Origin of the sequence: Guptibacillus spartinae (assembly GCF_028610625.1) — a bacterium.
Lineage (GTDB): Bacteria > Bacillota > Bacilli > Bacillales > Guptibacillaceae > Guptibacillus > Guptibacillus spartinae.
The window spans coordinates 79,488-102,164 of record NZ_JAQQWU010000002.1 but is presented as its reverse complement, the minus strand read 5'-3'; the positions used below and the strand labels follow the sequence as shown (position 1 = coordinate 102,164).

26 protein-coding genes are annotated in these 22,677 nt (G+C 39.8%); all 26 read left to right on the top strand.

What is annotated here, in order from left to right:
• Positions 1-120: 120 nt before the first annotated feature.
• The 26 genes from PQ511_RS04395 to spo0A all read left to right on the top strand — a co-directional run bounded on the left by PQ511_RS04395 (position 121) and on the right by spo0A (position 22,659).
• Positions 121-849, top strand: a complete 729-nt coding sequence (locus PQ511_RS04395) for an ABC transporter ATP-binding protein (protein ID WP_273850723.1) — start codon at positions 121-123, stop codon at positions 847-849.
• The gene (locus PQ511_RS04390) at positions 839-1,852 is read left to right on the top strand and encodes an ABC transporter permease (protein ID WP_273850722.1); all 1,014 of its coding nucleotides are present in this window, start codon (positions 839-841) and stop codon (positions 1,850-1,852) included. Before PQ511_RS04395 ends, PQ511_RS04390 begins: the two co-directional genes overlap by 11 nt.
• 15 nt (positions 1,853-1,867) lie before the next feature.
• The gene (locus PQ511_RS04385) at positions 1,868-2,527 is read left to right on the top strand and encodes a TetR/AcrR family transcriptional regulator (RefSeq protein WP_273850721.1); all 660 of its coding nucleotides are present in this window, start codon (positions 1,868-1,870) and stop codon (positions 2,525-2,527) included.
• A 112-nt stretch (positions 2,528-2,639) separates the two neighbouring features.
• Positions 2,640-2,900, top strand: a complete 261-nt coding sequence (locus PQ511_RS04380; protein WP_273850720.1) for a DUF2619 domain-containing protein — start codon at positions 2,640-2,642, stop codon at positions 2,898-2,900.
• 76 nt (positions 2,901-2,976) lie between these two features.
• The gene (gene spoIIIAA / locus PQ511_RS04375; RefSeq protein ID WP_273850719.1) at positions 2,977-3,912 is read left to right on the top strand and encodes a stage III sporulation protein AA; all 936 of its coding nucleotides are present in this window, start codon (positions 2,977-2,979) and stop codon (positions 3,910-3,912) included.
• A 1-nt stretch (position 3,913) separates the two neighbouring features.
• Entirely contained in the window at positions 3,914-4,426 is a 513-nt protein-coding gene (spoIIIAB, locus tag PQ511_RS04370; RefSeq protein WP_273850718.1) for a stage III sporulation protein SpoIIIAB, read from the top strand.
• A 19-nt stretch (positions 4,427-4,445) separates the two neighbouring features.
• Positions 4,446-4,652: a stage III sporulation protein AC gene (spoIIIAC, locus tag PQ511_RS04365; protein WP_048308951.1), complete on the top strand. Its 207-nt coding sequence runs from the start codon at positions 4,446-4,448 to the stop codon at positions 4,650-4,652.
• Between the two features lie 12 nt (positions 4,653-4,664).
• Entirely contained in the window at positions 4,665-5,054 is a 390-nt protein-coding gene (spoIIIAD, locus tag PQ511_RS04360; protein ID WP_098445785.1) for a stage III sporulation protein AD, read from the top strand.
• Positions 5,055-5,079: 25 nt separating this feature from the next.
• The gene (gene spoIIIAE / locus PQ511_RS04355; RefSeq protein WP_273850717.1) at positions 5,080-6,264 is read left to right on the top strand and encodes a stage III sporulation protein AE; all 1,185 of its coding nucleotides are present in this window, start codon (positions 5,080-5,082) and stop codon (positions 6,262-6,264) included.
• Between the two features lie 10 nt (positions 6,265-6,274).
• The gene (gene spoIIIAF / locus PQ511_RS04350) at positions 6,275-6,877 is read left to right on the top strand and encodes a stage III sporulation protein AF (protein ID WP_273850716.1); all 603 of its coding nucleotides are present in this window, start codon (positions 6,275-6,277) and stop codon (positions 6,875-6,877) included.
• Positions 6,878-6,881: 4 nt separating this feature from the next.
• Entirely contained in the window at positions 6,882-7,520 is a 639-nt protein-coding gene (spoIIIAG, locus tag PQ511_RS04345; protein WP_273850715.1) for a stage III sporulation protein AG, read from the top strand.
• A gap of 1 nt (position 7,521) precedes the next feature.
• On the top strand, positions 7,522-8,082 hold the full coding sequence (locus tag PQ511_RS04340; protein WP_273850714.1) for a SpoIIIAH-like family protein: 561 nt from the start codon (positions 7,522-7,524) through the stop codon (positions 8,080-8,082).
• Between the two features lie 326 nt (positions 8,083-8,408).
• The gene (gene accB, locus PQ511_RS04335) at positions 8,409-8,897 is read left to right on the top strand and encodes an acetyl-CoA carboxylase biotin carboxyl carrier protein (protein ID WP_098444169.1); all 489 of its coding nucleotides are present in this window, start codon (positions 8,409-8,411) and stop codon (positions 8,895-8,897) included.
• 11 nt (positions 8,898-8,908) lie between these two features.
• The gene (gene accC, locus PQ511_RS04330) at positions 8,909-10,276 is read left to right on the top strand and encodes an acetyl-CoA carboxylase biotin carboxylase subunit (protein WP_273850713.1); all 1,368 of its coding nucleotides are present in this window, start codon (positions 8,909-8,911) and stop codon (positions 10,274-10,276) included.
• A gap of 10 nt (positions 10,277-10,286) precedes the next feature.
• A complete protein-coding gene (locus tag PQ511_RS04325) occupies positions 10,287-10,682 on the top strand; it encodes an Asp23/Gls24 family envelope stress response protein (protein WP_273850712.1) in 396 nt (131 codons plus the stop codon).
• Between the two features lie 197 nt (positions 10,683-10,879).
• Positions 10,880-11,266: a transcription antitermination factor NusB gene (gene nusB / locus PQ511_RS04320; RefSeq protein WP_273850711.1), complete on the top strand. Its 387-nt coding sequence runs from the start codon at positions 10,880-10,882 to the stop codon at positions 11,264-11,266.
• A 21-nt stretch (positions 11,267-11,287) separates the two neighbouring features.
• Positions 11,288-12,646, top strand: a complete 1,359-nt coding sequence (gene xseA, locus PQ511_RS04315; protein ID WP_273850710.1) for an exodeoxyribonuclease VII large subunit — start codon at positions 11,288-11,290, stop codon at positions 12,644-12,646.
• Entirely contained in the window at positions 12,633-12,869 is a 237-nt protein-coding gene (locus PQ511_RS04310) for an exodeoxyribonuclease VII small subunit (RefSeq protein ID WP_098444164.1), read from the top strand. Before xseA ends, PQ511_RS04310 begins: the two co-directional genes overlap by 14 nt.
• A complete protein-coding gene (locus PQ511_RS04305; RefSeq protein ID WP_273850709.1) occupies positions 12,866-13,747 on the top strand; it encodes a polyprenyl synthetase family protein in 882 nt (293 codons plus the stop codon). The genes PQ511_RS04310 and PQ511_RS04305 overlap by 4 nt, the downstream gene beginning before the upstream one ends.
• A 768-nt stretch (positions 13,748-14,515) precedes the next feature.
• Entirely contained in the window at positions 14,516-15,124 is a 609-nt protein-coding gene (locus PQ511_RS04300) for a CNNM metal transporter family protein (protein ID WP_273850708.1), read from the top strand.
• Between the two features lie 18 nt (positions 15,125-15,142).
• Positions 15,143-17,035 carry a 1-deoxy-D-xylulose-5-phosphate synthase gene (gene dxs / locus PQ511_RS04295; protein ID WP_273850707.1) on the top strand — a complete coding sequence of 631 codons (1,893 nt, stop codon included), beginning with the start codon at positions 15,143-15,145 and terminating at the stop codon, positions 17,033-17,035.
• A gap of 6 nt (positions 17,036-17,041) precedes the next feature.
• Entirely contained in the window at positions 17,042-17,848 is an 807-nt protein-coding gene (locus PQ511_RS04290; RefSeq protein ID WP_273850706.1) for a TlyA family RNA methyltransferase, read from the top strand.
• Between the two features lie 161 nt (positions 17,849-18,009).
• Entirely contained in the window at positions 18,010-18,459 is a 450-nt protein-coding gene (gene ahrC / locus PQ511_RS04285; RefSeq protein WP_273850705.1) for a transcriptional regulator AhrC/ArgR, read from the top strand.
• A 34-nt stretch (positions 18,460-18,493) separates the two neighbouring features.
• Entirely contained in the window at positions 18,494-20,191 is a 1,698-nt protein-coding gene (gene recN, locus PQ511_RS04280) for a DNA repair protein RecN (protein WP_273850704.1), read from the top strand.
• Positions 20,192-20,315: 124 nt separating this feature from the next.
• Positions 20,316-21,611, top strand: coding sequence for a SpoIVB peptidase (spoIVB, locus tag PQ511_RS04275; protein WP_273850703.1), 1,296 nt, complete (start codon positions 20,316-20,318; stop codon positions 21,609-21,611).
• Positions 21,612-21,855: 244 nt separating this feature from the next.
• Positions 21,856-22,659, top strand: a complete 804-nt coding sequence (gene spo0A, locus PQ511_RS04270; protein WP_273850702.1) for a sporulation transcription factor Spo0A — start codon at positions 21,856-21,858, stop codon at positions 22,657-22,659.
• Positions 22,660-22,677: the final 18 nt, after the last annotated feature.

Here is a 22,677-nt window from a genome sequence, read left to right as displayed (position 1 = left end):
CATTGCAAAACCGCTCTGTTAGAGCGGTTTTTTTTGTGGAAATCGTGAGTGATTACTCACTTTACAACTGAAAAACGCATGTTATAATAAAGTGAGTAATCACTCATTAGGAGGGGTTGTATGAAAAATTTTCCGGTTCAAACTCGGGTAACGAAACGTTATGGCCATACTACGATTCTAGACAATATTAAAATGACGCTTAACAAAGGTGAGATATTCGGTTTACTTGGACCCTCTGGATCAGGGAAAACCACATTCGTGAAATTGCTATGTGGCATTGAAGAAGCTACTGAGGGTGAGGTAATTGTATTGGAAAAGCAGATGCCTGATCTTAATGTCATGAAGCGGATAGGCTACATGGCACAAGCGGACGCTTTATATGGTGAATTAACCGCTTATGAGAATTTGGAATTTTTTGCAACACTTAGCGGGGTAAGTCGACGTGAGCAAAAAGCTCGCATTTTATCTGCAATGAAGCTAGTTGATTTAGAAAAAGAACTTCAAAAAAGAGTAGAGGATTTTTCAGGAGGTATGAAACGTCGTTTATCGCTTGCAATCGCATTATTACACAATCCTGATATTCTCATACTAGATGAACCAACTGTTGGAATCGATCCTTCCTTAAGGCAAAAGATATGGGAAACATTCGAAGATTTGCGAAGCAAAGGGGTTCTTATTCTTGTAACGACTCACGTCATGGACGAAGCTGAGAGATGTTCAAGGCTCGGGATGATAAAAGGTGGCCACTTGATTGCTGTAGGCACGCCAGACGAATTAAAAAAACAAACGGATTCACAGACTATTGAGCAAGCCTTTCTATCGTATGGAGGGCAATCAAATGAGAATTAGTGCTGTAGTAAAACGTATATTAAAGCAGTTTATTCATGACAAGCGGACAATGGCCTTAATGATTGTTGCTCCAATCATTATTTTAACGATGTTATCCCTTGTGTTTAACGGAGAAGACCTTGAGCTGAAAATTGGTGTTCTAGATCTACCTGATCAGATCGTTGAGAAGATGGAACAACATGCTGTTGTTAAAAATGTTTCTTCAGAAGATGCTATTGAGTCGTTATTGAAAGAAGATTATGATGCAGTAGTTGTTTTTAACAACGGAGAAAAGAAGCTATATCTTGAAGGTAGTAATCCTTCAATTAATCGAGCAGTCATTGAGCTTGTCAAAAATAGTGCGGTGAATAGTGAAGAAAAAGTGACAATGAATATATCTTATTTATTTGGGTCTGACGACATGACATCATTTGATCATTTCGGCCCGGTACTGGTTGGGTTCTTTATTTTCTTTTTTGTATTCTTAATTGCGGGTGTTTCCTTCTTAAGAGAGCGAACTCAAGGCACGTTAGAACGCGTTTTAGCTAGTCCTATTAAAAGGTGGGAGCTTGTCATCGGATATGTGGTCGGTTTTGGATTATTTACAATGGTCCAATCAGCGATCATTGCCCTATATAGTGTGTACGTCATTGATTTAAAGATGGAAGGCTCATTCTTTTATGTGCTGCTTATTACGCTCATGCTAGCATTAAGTGCCTTAACGTTAGGTATTTTACTTTCGTCATTTGCTAAGAATGAATTGCAAATGATTCAATTCATACCACTAGTTGTGGTTCCACAAATCTTCTTTTCTGGATTATTTAACCTTGATACGATCTCAAATTATCTAAGCTGGATTGGACCTTTAACTCCTTTGTATTATGGAGCTGATGCTCTTAAAAGTGTTATGATTAAAGGACAGGGATTAACAGAATTGTGGATTGATTTACTTGTTTTATTTGGTTTTTCGATTACTTTTATGATTTTAAACATCTATGCACTTAAAAAACACCGACGCATATAGAATCAGGGGGAGTTTATGAAAAAGACAGAAGACGGCACAGATTGGCTTTTTGATGAAGAGGTGAATGAGTCAGGTGATTTAACAGAAAAACAAAAACGTATCGTAAAAGCGGCCGTTGAGATGTTCCAGGAAAAAGGGTTCTCAGCTTCCTCTACAAGCGAAATTGCCAGGCGTGCTGGCGTAGCGGAAGGCACAATTTTTCGTCATTATCGTACGAAAAAAGATTTGTTGCTTGCTATTGTGACACCTGTAATGAGTCATCTTGTTGCTCCCTTTATTGTAAAAGATTTAGACAAAGTATTAAAAACAGATTATGAGCATTACGAAGATTTCCTTAGAGCTATTGTGAAAAATAGGCAGACATTCATTCGCAAACACCTCCCGATTGTTAAAATCCTCATACAGGAAATTCCATTTCATGAAGAACTTCGTACGCAATTTATTGAGCATGTTGCAAAGGACTTGTTTGATCGTTTTGAAAAAGTGATTATCCATTTTCAAAAGAAAGGAGAATTAATTCAGATCCCTCCTTCTTCTGCGATAAGGCTTTCCATTACAGCTATTTTAGGTTTCTTTCTGGCAAGATATATTATGGTTCCTGAACGCGAATGGGATGATGAGAATGAAATCGAACTGACGGTTCAATTTATATTAAATGGCTTAAAAGCACAATGACCACCCACTACTTGGGTGGTTTTTTTTGATTTAAACATGAAGGCCATTCATACTCCATTCTGAAATTTAGGATGTCATCATAAGTTGTACAAATAATCTTTGGAGGTTTGAGATGATTCATTCCGTTCTTGTGATGGGGGTGCTTCGCCTATTATCGGGTGTTATCGAGCTGGTCTCAGCCGTTTTAATTCTTATTATTCATGATCTTAAAACAGCTATGATCATTAATGCAGTGTTAGCCATTGTAGGTCCCATCATACTTGTTACAACAATGACAGCAGGTCTAATCGGTCTAGCAGGAGATCTATCAATGACAAAAATTCTCCTGATTATGGTAGGTGTAGGATTTATTTTAATTGGTACTCTGTCATAGATTTGATAGAGACATAATTCAACCTTAATAGGAATAGTAGTGTAGAGAGAAACAAGCCTGGAGAGGAGGGACATTCGTGGAAGAAGCTCTTCGCGTGCTTCCGGAAAATGTAAAGAAGATTTTGCGAGAATACACCGATATGGAAAGATCAACAATTGAAGAAATTAGAATGCGCATCAACCGTCCGCTTGAAATAATGATAAATGGTAAACCGAATTTTCCCCTCTTAAATGGACAAACGTACTTTTTTTCAAAAGATGATGCGTCACAAATGATAAATAAACTTAGTCATTATTCTTTGTATGCGCTAGAAGAAGAGTTAAAAAAAGGATTTGTGACGATTGAAGGCGGGCATCGGGTCGGTCTTGCAGGAAAAGTCATTACCTTAAATGGAAATGTAAAAGCCATTCGCGACATTGCCTCTTTTAATGTAAGAATTGCAAAACAAAAGCTTGGTATAGCAGTACCGCTTGTATCATATCTTTATGCAGGGGGTTGGACAAATACAATTATTTTAGGACCGCCGCAGTCTGGTAAAACGACGATGCTTCGTGATTTAACTCGCATTATAGCTGAAGGCGATAACGTTAGAAGAATACCATCAGCTAAAGTAGGTATTGTTGATGAACGATCTGAAATTGCTGGTTGTGTTCTGGGAATTCCCCAGCATCGGCTTGGTGACCGTGTAGATGTTCTGGATGCTTGTCCTAAAGCAGAAGGAATGATGATGATGATCCGATCCATGAGTCCAGAAGTATTGGTTGTTGATGAAATTGGTCGAAAAGAAGATAGTGAAGCTATATTTGAAGCGATAAATGCAGGAATTAAGCTTGTTGTCACTGTACACGGAACGAGTATGGATGATTTATACCGAAGGCCAAGTATGCAAGGTTTAGTCAACTCTGGATCTTTTGAACGAATAGTCGAACTGTCACGGAAAAATGGTCCAGGAACGATTCATGCGATCAAAGATAAAACAGGTAAGGAAATTCGACGTAAAAAGGTGATCTAGCATGAAGTTACTAGGTGCAGTGCTCATTATGTTGGCAAGTACGTGGGCTGGAGTGGAATGGTCGAGGACAGTGAGCGAACGATCGCGACAGTTGCGACAGTTAAAGGCAGCACTTCAATCATTGGAAGCGGAAATTGTCTATGGCATGACGCCACTGAGCGTTGCCTGTAGTCATATTTGTAGGCAGGTTGGTCATCCTGTTTCCTGGTTTTTTGATTCATTCAGGAAAAAGCTCGATGCTGGGCAAGGGACAGCTTATGAAGCCTGGATGCAAAGCATGGAAGAGGTTTGGAAGTATACGGCATTTAAACAAGAAGAGAAGGAAGTGATGAAACAACTTGGTGCCACCATAGGACAACACGATCGAGAGCATGAACAAAAACAAATTAAACTTGCCTTGATTCATTTGGAGAGAGAAGAACGAGAAGCGAGAGACAATCAAATGAAGTATGAGCGCATGTATAAGAGTCTTGGTGTTCTTGGGGGGATTCTTCTTGTCATATTATTGATTTAGTCATTGGGAGGAAACGGAAATGAATCATGATGTAAATACGATTTTCCAAATTGCGGGTATCGGCATCATTGTAGCCATGCTTCATACTATTCTCAAACAAATGGGGAAAGAAGAGTATGCCCATTGGGTAACGCTGATTGGTTTCATTGTTGTTCTTTATATGGTGATCACCATCATTGATGATCTTTTTCAGAAAATACGAGGGGTCTTCCTTTTCCAGGGTTAGGGGGTGACTGCGATTGATATTTTACAAATCGTTGGATTGGGATTAATCGCTACCTTCCTTGTGATTGTTGTTAAAGAACAAAAGCCTGTGTTTGCCTTTACGATTACGGTTTTCACAGGCGCTTTAATTTTTCTTTATTTAATAGGAGAAATACAACATATTATTCAAATGTTAGAAAGTTTGGCCTCTAAAGCAAATGTTGAAATTGTCTATGTTGAAACGGTGTTGAAAATAATTGGAATTGCGTATATAGCAGAATTCGGGGCCCAAATTGTAAGAGATGCAGGGCAAGGTGCAATTGCTTCAAAAATTGAACTTGCAGGTAAACTGTTAATCTTAGCGATGGCGATTCCGATTCTTACACTTATTATCGAAACGGTACTTAAGCTTTTGCCATCATAAGAGGGAGGAAGAGGACGTGCCCCATATGAAAAAAACAATGTTGATGTTGCTATTCCTCTGCTTCACCCTTATGCAGGTACACACCACCGCACATGCACAGGGCGAAGAAGAAGAGCCGATATCTACTCAATTTGTAGACAAGCAGTTAAATACGCTCGGCTTAGAAGACATTCAGGCTTACTGGGACGAAGTGATTAGAGAATATGGTGGTTTTTTGCCTGAAAGTCAAAAAGGATCTTTCATGGATTTTGTGAAAGGTAAAAAACAACTTTCTTTAAAAGCGTACTTAATAGGGTTGCTAAAATTCCTTTTCCATGAATTGCTCGTTCACGGAAAGTTACTGGGAAGTTTAATTCTATTAACAATCTTCAGTATTCTCCTGCAAAATATGCAAAATGCCTTCGAACACAAGGCGGTGAGCACCGTTGCATACGGCATTATTTATATGGTTCTAATTATACTTGCACTAAATAGTTTTCATGTAGCCATTCAGTATACAGAAACCGCCATTGCGAACATGATGAGTTTTCTTCTAGCGTTAATTCCTCTGCTGTTAGCTTTAATGGCTTCTGTTGGTGGTGTTGCTTCTGTGGCCTTTTTTCACCCAATCGTCTTATTTTTAGTGAATACAGGCGGATTATTAATTCAAAAGTTTGTCCTACCGATGCTCTTTCTATCAGCCGTTCTTGCGATTGTAAGTACAATAAGTGATCAATATAAAGTAACCCAGTTATCGAATTTAATACGGAATATCGCAATCGGTACGCTCGGAGTATTTTTTGCAGTTTTTTTAGGTGTTATCTCAGTCCAGGGCGCATCAACTGCTGTAGCGGATGGTGTTACAATTCGAGCGGCTAAATTCGTAACAGGTAATTTTATTCCTGTTGTAGGAAGGATGTTTACAGATGCAACGGATACTGTACTTAGTGCCTCGGTTCTCTTAAAAAATACTGTAGGACTAGCTGGTGTAGTGATCTTACTCATGATCTGTGCCTTCCCTGCAATAAAAGTTCTCTCATTAGTGCTGGTTTATAATATTGCCGCAGCAGTCATTCAACCATTAGGTGGTGGGCCGATCATTCAGTCACTTAATGTGATATCAAAAAGCATTTTATTTATATTTGCTGCTCTTGCTATTGTATCCTTAATGTTTTTTTTAGCGGTAACGATTATTATAGCATCTGGAAATATCACGTTAATGGTGCGTTAGGAGGTGTGAATTGTCCATTATTACAGGCTGGATCACAAACATTATTGTTCTTATTTTACTAGCTACTGTGCTTGAGTTGCTGTTACCAAATTCGAATATGCAACGATATGTCAAAATGGTCATCGGTTTAATGCTAATGGCGGTCATTCTATCACCTATTTTAACGATTTTCACAAAAGATTTTGATGCCATGTTAAAATCTGCTGCTCTTACAGATTCAACCCCGGATGTGAGGATGGAAAATCAGATAGAATCAAAGAAAAGTGAAATACAAGCATCCAATGCTGCATATATTGAAGAACAAATGGCTGTCCAAATGAAAAGCCAGGTTGAAAAGGAGTTGAGAGACCAGTTTAATCTTGAAATTACGCAGGTAGGGCTTGAGTTACAAGAGGGAAAGGGAGAAAAGAATATTCAACAAATTGCAGTAACAGTAAGGAAAGCAGTAGAATCGGATGTTCAGGAAATTGAAGCGGTAACGGTATCATCAGAAAGTAAGGAAGAGGAAAGTCACTCAACAAATGCACGTTCCAAGAAAGTCGCTTATTTTCTAGCTGATAAATGGGGATTGTATCCAAACCAGGTTGGCGTTCAGGTGAAAGGAGGAGAGTAGGAACGTGGATGAAAAACCAACAAGCTGGCTAGCTCAATTAAAAAAACCGAAGAAGAAAAAAGGAATTCCGATCTATTATCTCCTGATTGCTGCAGGCATTGGCATCATTTTCATGTTTTCCGGCAGTTTCTTCTCGAAACCTGATCCTGCCCAGGAGGTATTTAATGAACAGGGGAGCTCCTCGGAAAGTGAAGAAGTTTTCAGCCAAAAAAAGTCAAATCCGTCGACAATGTCAGATTATGAAAATATGTATGAAACACAATTGAAGGAAGCGTTAGACGAAGTGGCGGGAGTATCAGAAGCCACAGTCATCGTTAATCTAGATTCTACCGAGCAAAAAGTTGTTGAAAAAAACAGCACTTCTACTGATAAATATACTTATGAATCTCCAAATGATGGAGGGTCAAGAAAAATTGAAGAACAATCAAGCGATGAACAAGTTGTTGTTGTTCAAAATGATAATGGTCAGGGTCCGATCGTAGTTAGTACAAAGAAGCCTGTTGTAAGAGGGGTTGTTGTCGTGGCAGTCGGAGCAGAGAATATGGAAGTGAAAAAAATGATCGTTGATGCAGTGACGAGACTACTTGATGTAAAAAGTCATCGAGTGATGGTTTTGCCGAAAAAATTAAAGGGGGAATCATAAAATGGTCTTAAAAAAGCAAACGGTATGGTTATTAACAATGTTAAGTTTAATTATTGTTCTATCAGCTTATTATATTATGACACCTGGTACGGATAATGTGGCGTTTGTGGGAGATCAAGATGAGCAAAGCGAAGAAAGTGTAAAAGGAGAGGAAGCGAAAGAAACGAACGGTGTTCAAGATGAATCCGTTTCGATGAATGTTTCTGGAGATGAAGCCTTTGCTGCCTTGAGACTTGAGATTCAAGAACAGCGAGATGCCGCCATTGAAGATTATACAGCTGTTATTGCGAGCGAAGCTTCTGCAGACTTAAGAAATGAAGCTCACGAACAGCGCCAAGAATTAATGGCATTGTCTCAAAAGGAATCCGTTTTAGAAAACGTCATAAAATCAGAAGGGTATAGTGATGCAGTCGTTTATACCCTCGACGACGAAAAAGTAAGAGTTATTGTAAAAGCGGATCAGCTATCGAATGAAGAAGCGAACAATATTATGGTGCTTGCAGAAGAACAGCTAGGGGATGGTCATAGAATTGCGGTAGAATTTCAACCGGCGGCAAAGTAGAGATGGGGAGTTACTCCATCTCTTTTTTTATTAGCACTAAGAAAATTAGTAGTGAAAACGATTTCTTTATTTGTTACTCTAAGTGAAGGAGGGGGTTCAGTGTTGACTTCTACCAAGTAACCGAAAGTTATGATATGATGAATAGGATTAGGACCAGCTGTTAGTTAATGGTCTTAATATGTGAGGTTGGATGAATTGCCCATTTTTAGGGAGATACTAATCATCATTCTTATTATGCTATAATCGCTATAAGTTGGAGCGTGTCTTCTAAACAGAAAACCTCCTTACTACTAAAATTAGCAAAAAGACGACAGGGAGTGGAAATCTTGTTAAAAGTTCAAGAAATTCGCGAATTGATCAAACTAATTGATCAATCAAGCATTGATGAATTTGAATATGAAAGTGATGGATCTAAGATCGTATTAAAGAAAAATGAAGTGCAATATGCAGAGGCACCTGTTCAACAACCTGTACAGCAAACCATTGCACAACAGCCTGTTGATCAAACGATGCCTGCTTCTTCTCCTGTAAAAGAAGAGCCTAAAGCGGCTGAAAAAGAAGAAGTACAAGATGAATCTTTACATAAAATCGAATCACCAATGGTTGGAACGTTCTATGCTCGTCCGAATCCAGAATCGGAACTTTACGTGAAAACTGGAGAAAAAGTTTCAGAAGATAGCGTAGTCTGCATCATTGAAGCAATGAAGCTTTTTAATGAAATAGAAGCAGAGGTAAATGGAGAAATCGTTGAAATGCTAGTTGAGGATGGACAGCTAGTTGAATACGGACAACCTCTGTTTTTAGTGAAAGCATAGGTGATGATGGTATGGAGATTAAGAAAGTACTTGTAGCCAATCGAGGAGAAATTGCCGTTAGAATCATCCGTGCTTGTGAAGAGCTTGGCATTGAAACAGTTGCAGTGTATTCTCAAGCGGATAAAGAAGCCCTGCATGTTAGGTTAGCAGATGAAGCTTATTGTATTGGACCAACTGCTTCAAAAGACAGCTATTTAAACTTCACCAATATCATGAGTATTGCAACGGTAACCGGTGTTGATGCGATTCATCCTGGTTATGGATTTCTTTCAGAAAACGCAGACTTTGCAGAGTTATGTAGAGAGTGCAATATTACGTTTATTGGTCCAAGCCCTGAGGCAATTAGTCGTATGGGTACAAAGGACGTAGCTAGAACAACGATGAAGGAAGCGGGAGTTCCGATTGTACCGGGGTCAGAGGGCATTGTGAAGGACGCGGAGGAAGCGGTAGCTCTAGCAAATGAAATGGGATACCCGGTTATTATCAAGGCAACTGCTGGCGGTGGAGGTAAAGGGATTCGAATTGCTAAGGATGAAAATGAATTAGTAAAAGGAATCAATATTACTCAGCAAGAAGCATCGACTGCCTTTGGAAACCCTGGTGTTTATATTGAGAAGTTTATCGAGGATTTTCGCCATGTAGAAATTCAGGTTCTTGCTGACAACCATGGGAATGCCATTCATCTTGGAGAGCGAGATTGCTCAATTCAAAGACGTTTACAGAAGCTTGTAGAGGAAACGCCTTCGCCAGCTCTTGATGAAACAATCAGAAAGAAAATGGGTGATGCGGCTGTTCGTGCTGCGAAAGCCGTCCAATATTCTGGTGCAGGAACTGTGGAGTTTATTTTTGAGCCAACAGGGAATTTTTATTTTATGGAAATGAATACTCGTATTCAGGTTGAGCATCCTGTGACAGAAATGGTAACGGGTATTGATCTGATTAAAGAGCAAATTCGAGCGGCTTCTGATGAAGTTTTGCGTTATAAGCAGGAAGATGTCACATTTAAAGGGTGGGCGATTGAATGTCGTATCAATGCAGAAGACCCTGACAAGAAATTCATGCCATCTCCCGGAAAGGTTGACATGTATCTTCCGCCAGGTGGGTTTGGGGTTCGTGTAGACTCAGCTGTCTATCCTGGTTATGATATTTTGCCTTTCTATGATTCAATGGTTGCAAAGCTTATAACTTATGCTGATACAAGAGAAGAAGCGATTGCTAGAATGAAGCGTGCTCTTGGAGAATTTGTCGTGGAAGGTGTAAAAACGACTATCCCGTTCCATATGCGCTTAATGAATCATGAGAAATTTGTGAGTGGTGATTTTAATACAAAGTTTCTTGAAAAGTATGACTTAACAGAACAATCTACGAATTCTAAGTGAGGTGTTCAAAATGAATGAACTTCAATCATTTGAAATGGAAGAGCACGATACTGGGCTTGGAAAAGTCGAAATATCACCAGAAGTTATTGAAGTAATCGGGAGCATTGCAGCTTCAGAAGTTGACGGCGTAGCAGAAATGAGAGGGAATTTTGCTTCAGGTGTTGTTGAACGCTTTGGGCGAAAGGATCATCGAAAAGGTGTTAAGGTAGAGCTTGATGAGGATGGAATCATCCTTGATGCTTACGTTGTGGTGAGCTATGGTTTATCTATTCCAGAAGTGTGTGAGAAGGTGCAGGAAAATATTCGCCAGGCGCTTCTTACCATGACGGCACTAGAAATCAGCGCGGTGAATGTGAGCGTCGTTGGAATTACATTTGATAAAAAAGAAGTGGAAAACGAAGAATAAGCAGCGGGGCACATCCCCACTGCTTTTTTTTTGCTTCTTTTTTGGAAGTAATACCAACTTATTTCACTTATACGTGCACGCTCCACGCTAGTTGCCAACTAGATGAAAACAATTGGACATTGCAAAACCTGTATTTGTCCTCTACAATATGCTATTATTTATGGGTATAGCAATATAAGCGTAAAGGGAGTATAGCAATGAAAAGAAGACATGCAAGAGAAAAAGCCATCCAGGTATTGTTTCAAATAGATGTGACAGACACCGATCCACGTGAAGCCCTGCAACACGTTTTAAATGAGGGAGAAGGTGACGAGTTTCTATCTGAGCTTGTCTTCGGAACGCTTGAGAATCTTGAAAAGATTGATGCGGTCATTAAAGAGAACCTTGTTAATTGGACCTTTAGTCGAATTGGTAATGTAGACCGTTCAGTTCTTCGAATGGCTACCTATGAAATGGTTATGAGAGATGATATACCAGTAAATGTTAGTTTGAATGAGGCGGTTGAACTAGCAAAATTGTTCGGTGGAGAAGAATCGGGACGTTTTGTGAATGGAGTCCTCTCTAAAATCATGCAAAAAAGTTAATACCATTAGGAGGGGATCGGTATGAAAGCGGATCGTTATATATCGGTTACAGCTCTTACGAGACATGTGAAGCGGATGATCGATAATGAGCCAGCACTGCAAGATGTCTGGTTGCGTGGTGAATTGTCGAACGTGAAGCTTCACAATCGAGGGCATCTTTATTTTACTGTGAAAGATGATAAATCTCGGGTTCAGGCAGTGATGTTTGCAGGGAATAACCGTCAAATGAAATTCAAGCCGGAAAATGGCATGAAAGTCCTTATTCGAGGTGAAGTTTCTGTATTTGAACCGTACGGTCAATATCAGTTGTACGCGAAAGAAATGCAGCCTGATGGAATTGGAAATCTGTATTTAGCTTATGAAGAATTGAAACGAAAACTCGAATTTGAAGGATTGTTTTCAGAAACCCTCAAACAGCAAATTCCGCGCTTTCCTACTGAAATTGGTGTTATTACTTCCCCAACTGGAGCCGCTATTCGAGATATTTTCACCACCATTAAAAGACGTTATCCCGCTGCAAGGATAACGGTGTTTCCTGTGCTAGTTCAGGGGAATCGAGCCAAAGGATCAATTGTTCAAGCCATTGAAATGGCAAATGCGATGAAAATGATCGATGTGTTGATTGTTGGACGTGGCGGCGGATCAATAGAAGAATTATGGGCATTTAACGAAGAGGAAGTTGCTAGAAGTATAGCGAATTCTAAAGTGCCGATTATTTCAGCCGTTGGTCATGAAACGGACTTTACAATTGCGGATTTTGTATCAGATTTAAGGGCACCTACACCAACTGGTGCAGCAGAGTTAGCGGTACCTAGCGTAGTGGAATTGAAAGAGCGGGTTGACCAAAGAGTACATAGACTCATGAGAGTCATGCAAGAGAAGTTAGCTACCGATCGCGATCGATTGTCAAATCTTCAAAGATCATATGCATTTCGCTATCCTGATCAACTATTGAAACAGAAGGAGCAGGAGCTCGATTTACAAGTAGAACGATTGCAGCGAAACATGAAGCGGTTGCTTTCTTATACTTCTGAGCGAGTTGGTCGTAATCATAAGCAGTTAATGAAACAGCATCCACAAAAACTTCTTAAAGAGGCGAGTCAAGAGCTTGGAGAGCTTAAACACTCTTTAACTAAGGAGATGCAACGTGTTTTAAATGGAAAACAACGTGATTTTTCACTTGCTGCGGGAAAATTGAATGCTTTAAGTCCATTAAAAGTAATGGAACGTGGATATAGCCTTGCATATAAAGAAGAAGAACTCGTTAAATCTGTTCATCAGGTTCAACCTGGAGATGTGCTAAAACTTGAAATGTCAGATGGGAAAATTGATTGCCATGTATGGGGATTAGAGGAGAGTGATTCGAATGGAAAAAAATGAGAACGTAACTTTTGAAGAAGCGATGGAAAAATTAGAACAAATTGTTGGGGCTTTGGAAGAAGGAAATGTCCCTCTTGAAAAGGCCATTTCTCTTTTTCAAGAAGGAATGAATTTATCAAACGTATGTCATGAGAAACTGCAATCCGTTGAAGGGAAAATGGATCAAATTGTTGAAGAAAACGGTGAAATTAAGCGTTTTTCTGTCCAGGAGGATGAAGCGTGACTTCAGATCTCAGTTCCTATATGAATGAATGCAAGCAATTGTTAGACGAAGAACTTCCCGCCTACATTGAACGTCTTGAAATGCCAGAATCATTAAAGGAAGCAATGTTGTATTCCATTCATGCAGGTGGAAAACGAATCCGTCCAATATTATTGCTCGCTACGGTAGAAGCCTTTGGTCGATCGACTAAGGAAGCCATTCCAGTGGCGTGTGCAGTTGAAATGATTCATACGTACTCACTCATTCATGATGATTTGCCTGCAATGGACAATGATGATTTACGTCGAGGAAAACCGACAAACCATATCGTATATGGGGAAGCTACGGCCATTCTTGCTGGAGATGCGCTATTAACACAGAGTTTCGAACTTATTGCAGATTCCAATTTAGCAAGTGAACAAAAAGTTGATCTGATTAAACTGTTATCACATGCTGCAGGTCCTTCTGGTATGGTTGGTGGACAAATGGCGGATTTAGAAGGTGAAAAACAAGAATTAACACTCGAACAACTTGAGTATATTCATCATCATAAAACAGGCAAGCTACTTGTTTTCTCTATCATGGCTGGTGCAATCATAGGTCATGCTACAGATCAGCAACGAGAACATCTGCGTGCTTTTGGTGAACATATTGGCCTGTCCTTCCAAATTAGCGACGATATTCTAGATGTTGAAGGAGAAGAAGGTAAGATTGGAAAAGTTCCTGGTAGTGATGAAAATAACGAAAAAAGTACTTATCCGAAGCTTCTCACTCTAAAGGGAGCAAAAGAAAAACTTAACTACCATACAAAAGAAGGTTTAGCTCATCTTGCTGCGGCTAACATAGAAATAAGCACCTTACAATCCATTGCGAAATTCATCGTAGAACGTGATCACTAACACATAATTGAGCATAAAATGAATGTGTGGTATAATAAATTAAGACTGAGTGGTGCAGTATTCTAGTCAGTTCGCCATTTCTGAAGGCGGGCCTAAAAATCCGCCATAGGGCACATCGATGAAGTTCCTGGTGTTGGCTTGAGTCGCCCAGACTTGGGTCGATGCTGGGAGTTAAGGTCGCAGGGCGATCCACAAAGGCATGTGGGCGTTGACCCTGCTTCCGCGGAGGCCCATTCTTGTAGCAGAGCGGTTAACGCTGCCTGCTATGAATTGGGGTATGAACCTGTTGCAGCTGCATGGGAACGCAGTTGAACAGCGTAGCCTGCCTTGAGTGGAGCTAGAGGGGATTATGGATTATTGGAAATTTGCAGCTCGGCCGGCCGCTTTTTTCCTACCACCCATATGAAATCTGCTCTGCAAAAGAGGCTAGGAAATGTGTGGAACTGTTGAGGAAAACTCCTAGACTGTTCCGAGTGACACTTAAAGGGGATTATAGTGCGGACTAAGTGGTAATCCAGTCTAGCGCATGGTGACTACGCTAAGATTGATGTAAAGGGAAACCGCCTGAACGGCGACGTTCAGGTATCGATCTGGGAAAACCTACTGGACCTAAGCCGCAGTCTTTACTCTTTAAGTGACCACTCTGCGATACATAATACAACAGGGGTATTCAATTAACAGGGAACAGGGGGAAACGTACTGACTCCTTGATGACCTGTTAGTTGGATACTTATTTTTATGTGATTATATAATGGACAAGGAGTAGATATGAAAGCTTCCGTATCAAAATCCATAAACTGGAGTTTAGCTATTGCCGTTATCACACTTGTGTTAGCGGCTATTTTTTCAATTATATCAACAGCGGTATTGAGTGGAGTTTCCTGGGCAATCGGGATGATCGTGGTTCTATTGATCGTTTTAATTGGGATATTCTTTGATACAATTGGGGTAGCTTCTACTGCTGCCAATGAAGTGCCATTCCATGCGATGGCTGCTGAACGCCTTACCGGTGCGAAACATGCGATCTTTGTGACACGCAACGCAGACCGCGTTGCAAGCTTCTGTAATGATGTAATTGGAGACATTTCGGGTATTATAAGCGGTACAGCCTCTGCAACCGTTGTCGTCCAATTAACACTTCAACTTGGACATAGCGACGGATCTTTGTTTCAATATATAATATCAGTCGTATTTACAAGCGTTATCGCTGCGTTAACGGTTGGAGGAAAAGCGCTCGGAAAAACGTTTGCCATCCACTTTTCTACAGGCATTATCTTTCAAGTAGGACGATTTTTATACTTTGTAGAAAAAACGTTTAAGATTAAGATGGTAGACAATCAATCCAAAAAGAAAAAGGGAAACCGTAAATCGAAATAAGAAGGGGAGGACATTCCCATGGATTTAGAAAAGATTGAAAATCCTAAGTTTCTAAAGAATTATGATATGAACGACATGACCGAGCTTGCTGAAGAAATTAGAAGTTTCTTAATTAACAAACTTTCCGAAACAGGTGGACATCTGGGGCCGAATCTTGGCGTAGTTGAACTGACAATTGTGCTTCATAAAATATATAATAGTCCAAAAGATAAATTTATTTGGGACGTTGGTCACCAGGCGTACGTACACAAGATTCTCACAGGACGTGCTTCAAGATTTGACACTCTCCGAAAATATAAAGGACTATGTGGCTTTCCGAAGCGAAATGAAAGTGAGCATGACGTCTGGGAAACAGGGCATAGTTCTACCTCATTATCAGCAGCAATGGGGATGGCTGCTGCCCGTGATATGAAAGGAACAGACGAAAACGTTGTGGCCATTATTGGCGATGGGGCCCTTACAGGCGGGATGGCACTAGAAGCCCTTAATCACATCGGCCACGAGCAAAAGGACATGCTTGTCATTTTAAATGATAATGAAATGTCCATTGCTCCAAATGTGGGTGCACTTCATAACATCTTAGGAAAGCTTCGGACAGCAGGTAAATATCATAAAGCGAAGGAAGAGCTTGAGTATTTACTGAAGAAAATTCCTGCGTTTGGAGGAGCACTTGCTTCAACAGCAGAGCGCGTTAAAGATGCTTTGAAGTATTTATTGGTTTCCGGCATTTTCTTTGAGGAACTTGGATTTACTTATCTTGGACCCGTTGATGGTCATGATATCGAAGCCCTTATGGAAAATATTAAATATGCTAAGAAGACAAAGGGACCTGTTCTTATTCACGTTCTTACGAAAAAAGGAAAAGGCTATCAACCTGCAGAAAGCGATCAAATTGGCGTCTGGCATGGGGTGAGTCCATATAAAATCGAAGCCGGGGAACAAATTAAACCGAAAGTAGCAGCGCCTGGTTATAGTAAAGTCGTTAGTGAAACAGTGCGAAAGCTTGCGGAGAAAGATAATCGAATCTCTGTCATCACTCCTGCGATGACAGTTGGATCAAAATGGGAAGCATTTGAAAAGCAATTCCCTGAAAGACTATTTGATGTTGGGATTGCTGAACAGCATGCAACTACAATGGCAGCAGGGCTTGCAACTCAAGAGTTAAAACCGGTGTTATCAATCTATTCTACGTTTCTTCAAAGAGCATATGACCAGCTTGTTCACGATGTTTGTAGACAAAACTTGAATGTTTTCCTCGCAATCGATCGTTCTGGTCTGGTCGGAGCAGATGGTGAAACACACCAGGGCGTTTTCGATATTTCTTTCCTCAGACACTTGCCAAACATGGTGCTCATGATGGCGAAAGATGAGAACGAATTACAACATATGGTTTATACAGGAATGAAGTACAACCAGGGACCTATTGCTGTACGATATCCTAGAGGAAACGGCATTGGTACAAAGATGGATCAAGAACTAAGAGAAATTCCTATTGGTAGCTGGGAAGTCATTCGTGAAGGTACAGATATTGCGTTATTATCATTTGGTCCAACCCTTCAAGATCTGTTAAGTGCAGCTGAGAAGTTAGAAAAAGAGGGTGTTTCAGCACGTGTTATTAATGCTCGATTTATAAAACCTCTCGATGAGAAAATGATTGCAGATCTCATGCAAGAAGGAATACCGATGCTTACAGTTGAAGAAGCTATACTCCAAGGTGGATTTGGTAGTGCTATTCTAGAATATGTTAATGATAGTGGCTATCAGCATGGAAGAATTCAGCGTATGGGAATTCCGGATGCTTACATTGAACACGGTAGTGTAGGTGAGTTATTAAAAGAAATTGGGTTAACTGCAGATGATATTGCTGAGAAAGCGAAGAAAATGATTCCAGCTAAACAAAAGAGGGCATAAAAGAGCATGGCAAAAAAAGAAAGACTGGATGTACTACTTGTAAACCGAGGCTTGATTGATACAAGAGAAAAAGCAAAGAGAGCAATCATGGCAGGTCTTGTCTTCTCAGAGACGGAAAGAATGGACAAGCCAGGAATGAAAGTGTCGGAAGATATCCTTCTTCAAATTAAGGGAGACACATTACGTTATGTTGGACGTGGCGGTTTAAAGTTAGAGAAGGCGATTGACGTTTTCTCTCTTGATCCGAAAAACAAAATCGTCTTAGATATAGGCTCTTCAACGGGCGGGTTTACCGACTGTGCACTTCAAAACGGTGCTTCTCTCGTTTATGCACTTGATGTCGGTTATAATCAACTCGCATGGAAATTGCGGGTAGACGATCGCGTGGTAGTGAAAGAAAGAACAAATTTTCGATATGCAGTCAGAGAAGATTTTCAACAAGGACTTCCTGACCTTGCAACAATTGATGTTTCGTTCATTTCTTTAAAATTGATTCTACCTGTTTTAAAGAAAATTTTAAAAGAAAATGGAGAGGTCATCGCGCTTGTCAAACCGCAGTTTGAAGCTGGACGTGGAGAAATAGGCAAAAAGGGAATCGTTCGTGATAAAAAAATTCACCAGCGTGTACTGAAAGAAATGATGGATTTTGCTGAAGGAGAAGGCTATAAAGTAAACGGTGTATCCTATTCCCCTATAACAGGAGGGGAAGGAAATATCGAATTCTTATTATATCTTGGTTGGCAACAGGAAGACATTGTCGACAATGTTCCTTCTGCTGAAGAAGTTGTGGAAGAAGCACATCAGAAACTATAGAGGATGCACGAAGTGTGTCCTTTTTCTCGTTCATCTTCACACTGGCCATTTTGAGTTGGAAACAAACGGGAGTTGCGAGTGAATATTTATGAGGGTCTATACAAAAGACGAAAAGGGCTATATAATAAGGCTGTCAGATTTTACTTGCCGGAGGTTATACAATGAATAAAGGGCAACGCCATATCAAAATACGTGAAATGATTGCGAATCAAGATGTTGAAACTCAGGACGAGCTTGTTTATTGTCTGAAAAGTGCAGGCTTTAATGTAACACAAGCAACAGTTTCTAGAGATATTAAAGAGCTTCATCTTGTTAAAGTGCCAACAATCGATGGCAGGTATAAATACAGTCTGCCGGCAGATCAGCGCTTTAATCCGCTTCAAAAATTAAAAAGAACCTTAACAGACGCGTTTATTAGTATTGATCATGCAGATCATCTTATTGTAATGAAAACGCTTCCTGGGAATGCGAATGCCATTGGTGCGCTAATTGATAATCTCGACTGGGAAGAGATTATGGGGAATATCAGCGGTGATGATACCATTCTCATTATTTGTAAGAGTGCCGAAGCAGCGCCGATGTTATCACAACGTTTTATTGATATGCTGTAGAATAATGAATGAGGATCTTTGAAGGTGGGAGAATATGTTAGCGGAACTATCCATTCGTAATTTTGCGATCATAGAAGCGATAACCGTTTCATTTGAGCGTGGGTTAACCGTTCTTACTGGAGAAACAGGCGCTGGTAAATCCATTATTATTGATGCCATAGGGCTTTTAGTTGGTGGGAGAGGTTCAGCTGAATTTGTGCGTTATGGAACGAAGAAAGCAGAAATTGAAGGGTTATTTCATATTGATACGAACCATCCAACAGTGCAAAAGCTTGAAGATGTAGGAATTGAGTTTACAGATGACATGGTGGTGTTACGCCGTGACATATCACATACTGGAAAGAGCATTTGCCGAGTTAATGGAAAGTTAGTCACACTTGGTATTTTGCGCGAAATTGGTCAAACGCTTATTGATATCCATGGACAACATGAACACCAGGATTTAATGCAATCAGATAAGCACCTTACTTTACTCGACCAATTTGGAGACCGATCCATTGGGCCAGCTCTTTTGGAATATAGGGAAGTTTATCAAAGGTTCAAAAAAATCCAGCAACAAATGAAGAATTTAACTGAAAATGAGCAGCAAATGGCTCATAGACTTGATTTAATTCAATACCAACTTGAAGAAATCACGAAAGCTGAACTTTCTCCGAACGAAGATGAGGAATTAATGGAAGAGAAATTGCGATTAGGTAACTTTGAAAAGTTATTCTCTGCGCTTCAGGATGTTTATGATTCCCTTCATGGAGATAATAAAGGCTTAGATTGGGTTGGACTAGCGATGTCGCAGCTCGAGTCAGTAGTGGACCTTGATGAGGAATTGAGGGGGTATCATGAAGAGGTCGCCAATCAATTCTATCTACTTGAAGAGACAGCAGGCAAATTAAATACATATCGAGATCAACTTGAATTTGATCCAGCACGACTAGATTTTGTAGAAGAGCGACTAAACGAAATTCAAATTTTAAAGCGAAAATACGGGGAATCTGTAGAAGAAATCTTGGAGTACGCGGCTTCAATTGAAGATGAAGTAGATGAGTTATTAAACAGGGAAGGCCGTGTAGATGAGCTACAGTCTGATTTGAAAGGCATAAAAGCCGATCTAACAGTAGAGGCTGATAATTTGACCGGCCTACGTAAAAAAATAGCTGGTGAGCTTGTCGCATCAATTCATCATGAGCTTCGAGATCTTTATATGGAAAAAACAGAATTTGCGATTCATTTCAATGAGCGTGATGAAAACAAAAAAGATTTCTTTCACCGATCTGGACAAGATGATATTGACTTTATGATCTCTACAAATCCTGGTGAGCCGCTTAAAGAACTTTCAAAAACGGCTTCTGGCGGAGAGTTATCTCGAATCATGTTAGCCTTAAAGTCCATTTTCTCAAAGCATCAGGGCGTTACCTCTATTATATTTGACGAAGTAGATACTGGAGTGAGTGGAAGAGTGGCTCAAGCCATGGCGGAAAAGATTCAGCGTCTTTCTTCCGGGTCCCAAGTTCTTGTTATTACTCACCTTCCACAGGTAGCCGCCATGGCAGATCATCACCTTTATATTTCGAAAGAAGAAACCGGTGAAGGTCGAACAAAGACAAGTGTTGGAAATTTAAGTGATGATGAACAAATTGAAGAACTTGGAAGAATGATCGCCGGTGCTGAGATGACAGAGCTTACGAAGAAACATGCGAAAGAATTGTTGCATCAAGCAAACCAAATTAAATCATGATTTGAAATGCTATCCAACTCAGGGTAGCATTTTCATTTTTAGAGGTTATAATAACGGCGACTCAAGGCAAAATTATAGATACAGCCATGTTGGAGGTGTGAGCAAGAGCGAGGAGAGTGAAGGATTGAAGATAGAGATGTTTCGTAAGTTGTTGGGTTTAGTTCTCCTTGGGTTTTTAATCGGAATCGGCTTTTCAAAACCAGTACAATTATTTTTATCCATTCCAAATGAGATTATCATGTTTGAAGGAGATCAAACGAAAATTTCATCTGTTGTTCCTGCCGTTGCAACACTTGGAACCACTGAAGTGGCAAGCTTAGATCTGCAAGGAAAAGAAATTGCAGTTAACGGCGACAGAAGCGGTTCAGATATCATTGATTTAGCTATTGGAAAGATCCCAGTCAAGAAAGTTGATGTAAAAGTTCTTCCAGACTTTAAAGTGATCCCTGGCGGACAATCAATAGGTGTTAAGCTAAACACGCGTGGTGTTCTGGTTGTGGGTCATCATTTGATTCATACAAATCAGGGGGATCGGTCACCTGGAGAAATAGCAGACATTCAAGTAGGCGATATTATCACAAAGATAAATGGTCAAGCTGTACAAAAAATGAGTGATATTGGCTCGATTGTTAAAAAAGCTGGAAACAATGGTAACGCATTAGAAGTAACGATTGTGAGAGAAAATGAAGAACTGAGTAAGAAATTGGTCCCGGTTAAAGATAAACAAAATGAAGCCTATCGAATTGGATTATATATCCGAGATTCTGCAGCAGGCGTTGGTACGTTAACGTTTTATCATCCAGATTCAAAAAAATATGGTGCTCTAGGCCATGTTATTTCTGATATGGATACGAAGAAACCAATTGTCGTTAACCGTGGTGAGATATATCCTTCTTCTGTTACATCAATTGAAAAAGGAAGTAATGGACATCCTGGTGAAAAGTTAGCAAGGTTTTCTAAAACAGATCAAAAGCTTGGTACTATCACGCGAAATAGCCCATTTGGTATTTTTGGTGAGATGAATAAGGAAGTGAAAAAAGGCATGTATGACAAACCAATGCCAATTGCGCTTTCTCATCAGGTGAAAGAAGGACCCGCAAAAATATTGACGGTAGTAAAAGGTAGTGAGGTAAAGGAATATGATGTAGAAGTAATCAGTTCAATCCCTCAAAAGTTTCCTGCTACAAAAGGAATGGTTATTAAAGTAACGGATCCACAGTTATTAAAAGAAACCGGTGGAATTGTTCAAGGAATGAGTGGAAGTCCGATTATTCAAGATGGGAAAGTGATTGGAGCAGTTACTCATGTGTTTGTTAATGATTCCACTTCAGGCTATGGGGTTCATATTGAATGGATGCTCGAAGAAGCCGGAATCAATATTTATGAAGAGAGTCGCAATGAGAAGCGAACAGCGAGCTAAAAAAGCTCAATGTTCGCTTTCTTTCGTTTTCAAACCATGGTATACTTTGGATGAAGAAAATTCGACAAAATTGAAAGACAATTCAGAAATTGTATTTATGTGTAGTAAATTGAAGGATATTAAAGATTGATGAAGAATTGATATTGTTTTTAAATGTTTTTAGAAATTTTAGAGGAAATTTATAACTTCCGTTGAATTTCTATACTACTACGGTAACCAAACTTGTGGAAGGAGAGACGGAGCCGTGCAAAAAATAAAAGTATGTTTAGCTGATGACAATCGCGAATTGGTTAATTTGATTGAGGAATATATGTCACGACAAGAGGATATGGAGGTAGTCGGAACCGCATCCAATGGACAGGAATGCTTAGAAGTGCTTGAAGATCAAGAGCCTGATGTACTAGTGCTTGATATTATTATGCCACACCTGGATGGTCTTGCAGTTCTCGAACGACTAAGGGAAATGAATTACACGTGTAGTGTGATTATGCTCACTGCATTTGGTCAGGAAGATGTTACGAAGAAAGCTGTTGATTTAGGAGCATCTTACTTTATTTTAAAGCCGTTTGATATGGATAATTTAGCAAGTCACGTGAGGCAGGTTAGTGGCAAGAAAACGACGTTTACTAAAACAAATAGCGGATCATATAAACGACCACAGCGAGAAAATCGTCCAAGAAACCTTGATGCAAGCATCACGAGTATTATTCATGAAATTGGTGTGCCGGCACATATTAAAGGTTATATGTACTTAAGAGAAGCCATTACAATGGTATATAATGACATTGAATTATTAGGTTCGATTACAAAAGTGCTTTATCCTGATATTGCGAAAAAGTTTAATACGACTTCATCTCGAGTTGAACGCGCAATTCGTCATGCGATTGAAGTTGCTTGGAGTAGAGGGAATGTAGAGTCAATCTCGAACTTATTTGGTTATACTGTAAGCATGTCGAAAGCAAAGCCGACCAATAGTGAATTCATTGCGATGGTCGCTGATAAACTGCGGATTGAACATAACATGGATAATTATTCTCATAGCAGATAAGCTTTTCATTTAATAAAA

What these genes read in the sequence shown, in the direction of transcription:
- PQ511_RS04395 (WP_273850723.1), top strand. Translation starts at nt 121, where the DNA reads ATGAAAAATTTTCCGGTTCAAACTCGGGTAACGAAACGTTATGGCCAT.
- PQ511_RS04340 (WP_273850714.1), top strand. Translation starts at nt 7,522, where the DNA reads ATGGTCTTAAAAAAGCAAACGGTATGGTTATTAACAATGTTAAGTTTA.
- PQ511_RS04390 (WP_273850722.1), top strand. Translation starts at nt 839, where the DNA reads ATGAGAATTAGTGCTGTAGTAAAACGTATATTAAAGCAGTTTATTCAT.
- spoIIIAE (WP_273850717.1), top strand. Translation starts at nt 5,080, where the DNA reads ATGAAAAAAACAATGTTGATGTTGCTATTCCTCTGCTTCACCCTTATG.
- dxs (WP_273850707.1), top strand. Translation starts at nt 15,143, where the DNA reads ATGGATTTAGAAAAGATTGAAAATCCTAAGTTTCTAAAGAATTATGAT.
- xseA (WP_273850710.1), top strand. Translation starts at nt 11,288, where the DNA reads ATGAAAGCGGATCGTTATATATCGGTTACAGCTCTTACGAGACATGTG.
- ahrC (WP_273850705.1), top strand. Translation starts at nt 18,010, where the DNA reads ATGAATAAAGGGCAACGCCATATCAAAATACGTGAAATGATTGCGAAT.
- accC (WP_273850713.1), top strand. Translation starts at nt 8,909, where the DNA reads ATGGAGATTAAGAAAGTACTTGTAGCCAATCGAGGAGAAATTGCCGTT.
- PQ511_RS04380 (WP_273850720.1), top strand. Translation starts at nt 2,640, where the DNA reads ATGATTCATTCCGTTCTTGTGATGGGGGTGCTTCGCCTATTATCGGGT.
- spoIIIAB (WP_273850718.1), top strand. Translation starts at nt 3,914, where the DNA reads ATGAAGTTACTAGGTGCAGTGCTCATTATGTTGGCAAGTACGTGGGCT.
- recN (WP_273850704.1), top strand. Translation starts at nt 18,494, where the DNA reads ATGTTAGCGGAACTATCCATTCGTAATTTTGCGATCATAGAAGCGATA.
- PQ511_RS04325 (WP_273850712.1), top strand. Translation starts at nt 10,287, where the DNA reads ATGAATGAACTTCAATCATTTGAAATGGAAGAGCACGATACTGGGCTT.
- nusB (WP_273850711.1), top strand. Translation starts at nt 10,880, where the DNA reads ATGAAAAGAAGACATGCAAGAGAAAAAGCCATCCAGGTATTGTTTCAA.
- PQ511_RS04300 (WP_273850708.1), top strand. Translation starts at nt 14,516, where the DNA reads ATGAAAGCTTCCGTATCAAAATCCATAAACTGGAGTTTAGCTATTGCC.
- spoIIIAC (WP_048308951.1), top strand. Translation starts at nt 4,446, where the DNA reads ATGAATCATGATGTAAATACGATTTTCCAAATTGCGGGTATCGGCATC.
- PQ511_RS04385 (WP_273850721.1), top strand. Translation starts at nt 1,868, where the DNA reads ATGAAAAAGACAGAAGACGGCACAGATTGGCTTTTTGATGAAGAGGTG.
- PQ511_RS04310 (WP_098444164.1), top strand. Translation starts at nt 12,633, where the DNA reads ATGGAAAAAAATGAGAACGTAACTTTTGAAGAAGCGATGGAAAAATTA.
- PQ511_RS04290 (WP_273850706.1), top strand. Translation starts at nt 17,042, where the DNA reads ATGGCAAAAAAAGAAAGACTGGATGTACTACTTGTAAACCGAGGCTTG.